The organism is Actinomycetota bacterium (assembly GCA_036280995.1).
In the GTDB taxonomy this organism is placed as follows: domain Bacteria; phylum Actinomycetota; class CALGFH01; order CALGFH01; family CALGFH01; genus CALGFH01.
The window spans coordinates 1-5,437 of sequence record DASUPQ010000721.1; the positions used below are offsets into that span (position 1 = coordinate 1).

Genomic DNA, 5,437 nt, shown 5'->3' on the forward strand with positions numbered 1-5,437 from the left:
CCTGGTTGACCACATGGACCACGACCTCGCTGCCCTGGCCGACCTTGAGGGTCGGGCCCGGGACCAAACCGTTGTCGCCCAACATCCGCACTATGGTCTCCCCCAGCCGCTTGGCCACCGGCCCCACCCTCAGCTCCAGGGTGTCGCCAGAGGCCAACTCCAACAGCTCGGGCCGCCCAGCCTCAGCCAACCCCGACGGATCAGACGGGAAGGACTCGGCTGGCGTCGGTCGGTCGGGTCGAGTGTGCTGCTGCATGATCTCCTCCATGTCGGCGCGCTGGCGCCGCGGGAACGGGGGCGGGTGCGCTCTGCCGGCGGCGCAGGAACTGGATACCGAGAACGGCGGCGACCGCGGCGGCGGCGATCAGGATGGGGCGCAGGGTGAGGGCCCAGGGCCAGGCCGGGCCGGCCAGCTGGGGGCGGGTGGGGTACTGCAGGGTCTTGGCCACCCAGCCGGCGGTGGCGACGTCCCGGGTGCGCGCGATGTCGCGCAGCGCGCCGTCGAAGGCGAAGCCGGGCTGGTCGTGGAGATAGACCGGGGTCAGCCGCTCGGGCACCGCCAGCCCGCCGGCGGTGGCCCGCCGGGCCGCGTCGGCGCCGGGCACCAGCAGCCGGTCCAGCCCGGGCGCGGCGGTGGTCAGGTCGGCGCGGGGGATGAAGGTGAGGTCGTGCCGGGACCGGATCGGCTGGCCGTCGGTGGTCACCGCCAGCGGGCGGGCCAGGTACGACAGCTCGGTGTAGGGCCGGAACGCCGAGGCCAGCTCGGTCTCGGTGACTCCGTCGGTGAGCAGGACCCCCATGGTGGAGCGGTCCCAGCGGTAGCCGGCGCTGAGCAACCCGACCAGGTCGGTGGGCGCCGGCCGGAACCGCTGGATCGGTGTCGGGCCGCCGGGCGAGTAGGCCGGCCAGCGCACCGCCTGGGCCGCCTGCTCCGCGGCGGCCGGGCCGACCATGCGCTCGATGACCCGCAGAGCGCCGTCGACCCCGGACAGCACCCCGGCGGTGGTGATGAGGTCGCCGTCGTCGATGTAGGTGACCCCGTCCTGCCAGTCCTCCTGCGGGTAGTCGCGGCGGAGCCCGATCAGGCCGAGCCAGTGCGAGGTCGCGGGCCGGCCATCCAGCAGGCCGGCCTCGGCCAGCACTTGGGCGCCGACGCACACGCTCACCAGCAGCGGATCGCCCTGGGCGCGCTGCCGCTGCAGCCAGGCGATGACCGGGGCGATGCTCGGCGGCAGCCCGGAGGCCACCTCGCTCAGCTGGGGGACCACGATCACCTCGGGGCCGGCGGGCAGCCGCTGGTCCAGCTGGGCGAGGCTGAGGTCGGGAACCAGGTCCAGGTTGCCGGTCAGCGGCACCGGCTGGCGCTCCGGGGCGACGGTGTAGAGGTTGAACGCCCCGGTGGCCGCGAACACCTCGTAGGGGGCGAGCACGTCGGCGGCGTTGGCCCCCTCCGGCCCGAGCAGGATCACCGCCGTCGGCTTGCCCGGGTCATGGGTCGGCGCCGCAGCACTGTCGACCGGGGCGGGCGGCGCGCCGGGGCCGCGGGGGGTGTAGACCTCACCCCTGGCCCGCGCGATCCCGACCGCGGCCACCGCGCCGGGCACCACCAACGCCACGACCACCGTCGCAGCCACCCGACGTGCCCTGCGCCACCTCGTCATGACCTACCTCCAGCTCGCACGTTGCCGCCGGCCAGGCTAGGAGGCGGCGGCGACGGTGTCTTGAACGGAATTCACCTGCCACGCGCGCCCCTGGGCCAGGAACTGGGTCGGGGTGGTGCCGGTGAACTGGTGGAACTCGCGGACCAGGTGCGCCTGGTCGGCATAGCCGGCCTCGCGGGCGACCTGCCCCCAGTCCAGCGGCCGGCGGCCGTCCAGGCGCCGCCATACGCCGTCGAAGCGGACCAGCCGGGCCGCGGTCTTGGGCCGCAGCCCGATCTGCTGGCGGAACTTGGTGATCAGGTGCTTGTGGCTCCAGCCCACCTCGCCGGCGATCCGGCCGACCGGCACCGCTCCACCGGTCGCGACCAGCCGCCCCCAGGCCCAGCCGACCTCGGGCGAGGGCCGCGGCCCTTCCTCAAGCTGCCGCAGCAGGAACTGGTCCGCCAGCGCGAACCGCTGCCGCCAGCTCGGGGCCTCGCGGAGCTGCTCGGTCAGCCGCCGGCCGTCGGCGCCGAGCACCTCGACCAGGTCGACGATCCGGCCGCTGAGCTGGTCCATGGGCAGGCCCAGGAGCCGGTAGGCGCCCAACGGCGCCAGCAGCACCTCCAGGTACGACGGGGCGCACTCGCCCTCCAGGACCGTGAACGAGTCGTGGGCGCCCATGACGAAGGCCGGGGGACGATGCGGCCAGTCGACCAGCTTCACGACCAGGGGCACCGAGGTGGTCGCGGGCACGACGAGATGCCGCGGAGCGGTGGTCTCGGTGAAGCCCACGTACCCGCGCGGGAGCAGGCGCCGCAGCTGGGCCTGCGGGGTGGCGGCCAGCCGTGGCCGCCTGACCCGCTCAGGCGCTGCGGTCGACGATGTCGTACCCATGGTCGTTGATCCTGCGGCCAGGGGCCGGCTGGGGCATCACCCATCGGTGGTGCCGGGGTGGGATCTTCGCCGCGGCTCGGGCGACCGCCGCCCGACTACAATGGGCCGCCAAGGAGAGTTCCTCATGGCTGAGCCGTCCACGACGACGCCGGTGGAGGCCGAGCGGGACCGCCTGCTGGCGACCAAGCTGCACGTCCCCCGCCCCCGCCCCGGCTTCCTGGCCCGCCGCCGGCTGCTGGAGCGACTCACCGAGGGGACGGCCCACGAGCTCACCCTGGTCTGCGCCCCGGCCGGCTTCGGGAAGACAAGCCTGCTCGGCGACTGGGTCCGGCGCGGCCAGCAGCGGGTGGCCTGGCTGTCGCTGGACGGTGGCGACAGTGACCCGGCGCGGTTCTGGCGGTATGTCGCCGCCGCCCTGGACACGGTCCGGCCCGGGGTTCGCCAGCGGGCCGATTCACTGTTCCAGGGTGCCCAGCCGTCACCCGACGCGGTGCTGACCATGCTGGTCAACGAGCTGGTCGAGGGCCCAGGGGAGGTCGTGCTCGTCCTGGACGACTACCACCTGGTGGAGGCGCCGCCGGTCCACGACAGCCTGGCCGCCCTGCTGGAGCGTGTCCCGCCGCAGCTCCGGCTGGTGCTGGCCAGCCGCACCGACCCGTCCCTGCCGCTGGCCAGGCTGCGAGCCGGCGGGCAGCTGACCGAGCTGCGCGAGGCCGACCTGCGCTTCACCCCCGAAGAAGCTGCCGCGCTGCTGCGGACGGCGGTCGGGCCCGAGCTGCCCGAGGCGGCCGTGGCGGCACTGGGCGACCGGACCGAAGGCTGGGTCGTCGGGCTGCAGCTGGCCGCCCTGTCGCTGCGGGGCCACGCCGATGTCGGCGCCTTCGTGGAGGGGTTCTCGGGCAGCCACCGCTATGTGCTGGACTACCTGTGCGAGGAGGTGCTGGACGGCCAGCCCGAGCCGCTGCGGGCGTTCCTGCTGGAGACCTCGATCCTGGAGCGGCTGTCGGGGCCGTTGTGTGATGCGGTGACGGGGCGAGCGGACGGCCAGGAGCTGCTGGAGCAGGCCGAGCGGGCGAACCTGTTCCTGCACCCGCTGGACGAGGTGCGGGGCTGGTGGCGCTACCACCACCTGTTCGCCGACTTCCTCCGCGTCCGCCTGCAGCAGGAGCGGCCCGACCGGGTCGAGGAGCTGCACCGGAACGCGGCCGCCTGGCACGAGGCGCAGGGCCTGGCCGACGAGGCCATCGGGCATGCGCTGGCCGCCGGTGACGCCACCTGGGCGGCCCGGCTGATCGAACGGCAGATCGATGCGTGCATCCTGCGCTGGGAGGGGGCGACGTTGCAGCGCTGGCTTGCCGCCCTGCCGGCCGAGCTGGTCGGCTCCCGGCCGCGGCTGTCGCTGGCGCAGGCCAACCTGGCCCTGATCAGCGGCCGGGTGGAGGCCATCGAAGGTCCGCTCGGCGCGGCCGAGCGCGGGGTCGCGGATGTGGTCGACGAGCCGTACGAGCCCTCGGTCGGCAGGGCGGCGAGCATGATGGCCAACCTCCCGGCGGCGATCGCGCTCCAGCGCGCCGGCCTGGCCAACCTCCGCGGCGACGCCGGGCAGATGCGCGCGGCGGCCAGGCGGGCCCTGGACGAGCTGGGCGAGGGCGAATGGATGCTGGAGTCGCTCGCCCGCTGGTACCTGGCCGCGGCGGAATGGGTGGCCGGTCGTCTGGTGGAGGCCGAAGCGGCGTTGGCGTCCAGCATCGCCGGGTGGCGGACAGCCAGCCAGCGCGCTCCGGCGGCGGCCGCGCTGGGCTACCACTGCCTGGGTCTGGTCCAGCGCGACCAGGGCCGCCTGGAGGCCGCCTTGGCCACCTACCGGGAGGCGCTGGCCGTGGCCGCCGAGGCGGATGGGACGGCTCCGCCGATCGCCGGCGTCGCCTACACCGGGATGGCCGGGGTGCTGTACGAACGAGGCGATCTCGACTCGGCGCTGAAGCACGCCACCAACGGCATCGCCCTGTGCCGGCAGCTCGTCTACACTCCGCCGCTGGTCGCCGGCCTGCTCACCCTGGCCTGGGTCCGCCAGGCCCAGGGCGACCGGGCCGGCGCCCTCGACGCCCTCGGACAGGCCGAGCGGCTACAGCTCAGCCCCGTGGTCGTCGGCCTGATCAACCCGGTACCGGCCGAGCGGGCCCGGCTGGCCCTGGCCCAGGGCGACGTCGACGCCGCCGTCCGCTGGGCCCGGGGACGCGGCCTCCGCGCCGAGGACGAGCCCAGCTACCCGCGCCAGCATGAGTACCTGGTGCTGGTGCGGGTGCTGCTCGCCAGGCAGGCGCCCGAGCAGGCCCTGGGGCTGCTGGAACGACTGCACGCCAGCGCGGCCGCCCAGGGGCGGACGGGCAGCGTCATCGAGGTGCGGACCCTCCAGGGGCTGGCCCTGTCGGCCAGCGGCGACCAGGCCGGTGCGCTGGCCACCCTGGCCGAGGCGATCGCGCTGGCTGCGCCCGAGGGCTACCTGCGCGTGTTCGTCGACGAGGGCCCCCCGATGGCCGCCCTGCTCCGCCAGCTGCTGGCCGACCGGCGCCAGGACCGCCCGGCGGCTGCCGCCGCGCCCCGCGACCATCTCGCCCGCCTGGTCGACGCCTTCGACCAGGCCGGCCTGCCGGTCCGGCTACCCGTCCGCCGCGGCGGGGTGGTGGTGGCGGGACTGGTCGAGCCGCTGACCGAGCGGGAGCTGGACGTGCTGCGGCTGCTGTCCGTCGGGACACCGAACCGGGCGATCGCCGAGGACCTGGTGATCACCCTGGACACCGTCAAGCGCCACCTCAGCCACCTGTTCAGCAAGCTCGAAGTGGCCAACCGCACCCAGGCCGTGGCCCGGGCCCGGGAGCTGGGGCTCCTGCCCTAGCCGG

Annotated in this window: 4 protein-coding genes; 1 reads left to right on the top strand and 3 read right to left on the bottom strand. The window is 75.0% G+C overall.

Features of this window, described 5'->3' with window-relative positions; translation table 11 throughout:
* The 3 genes from VF468_24215 to VF468_24225 form a co-directional block, all read right to left on the bottom strand.
* Positions 1-190: multicopper oxidase domain-containing protein (locus tag VF468_24215; GenBank protein HEX5881393.1), on the bottom strand; the 190-nt coding region annotated here is incomplete at its 3' end.
* Positions 191-200: 10 nt separating this feature from the next.
* The gene (locus VF468_24220; protein HEX5881394.1) at positions 201-1,634 is read right to left on the bottom strand and encodes a DJ-1/PfpI family protein; all 1,434 of its coding nucleotides are present in this window, start codon (positions 1,632-1,634) and stop codon (positions 201-203) included.
* A gap of 63 nt (positions 1,635-1,697) precedes the next feature.
* Positions 1,698-2,537, bottom strand: coding sequence for a helix-turn-helix domain-containing protein (locus VF468_24225; protein HEX5881395.1), 840 nt, complete (start codon positions 2,535-2,537; stop codon positions 1,698-1,700).
* A gap of 124 nt (positions 2,538-2,661) precedes the next feature.
* Between VF468_24225 and VF468_24230 the strand changes: the two genes are divergently transcribed.
* A complete protein-coding gene (locus VF468_24230) occupies positions 2,662-5,433 on the top strand; it encodes a LuxR C-terminal-related transcriptional regulator (protein ID HEX5881396.1) in 2,772 nt (923 codons plus the stop codon).
* Positions 5,434-5,437: the final 4 nt, after the last annotated feature.

Excerpts from the sequence above, each read along its gene's own strand:
- VF468_24225 (HEX5881395.1), bottom strand. The coding sequence starts at position 2,537 with ATGGGTACGACATCGTCGACCGCAGCGCCTGAGCGGGTCAGGCGGCCA.
- VF468_24230 (HEX5881396.1), top strand. The coding sequence starts at position 2,662 with ATGGCTGAGCCGTCCACGACGACGCCGGTGGAGGCCGAGCGGGACCGC.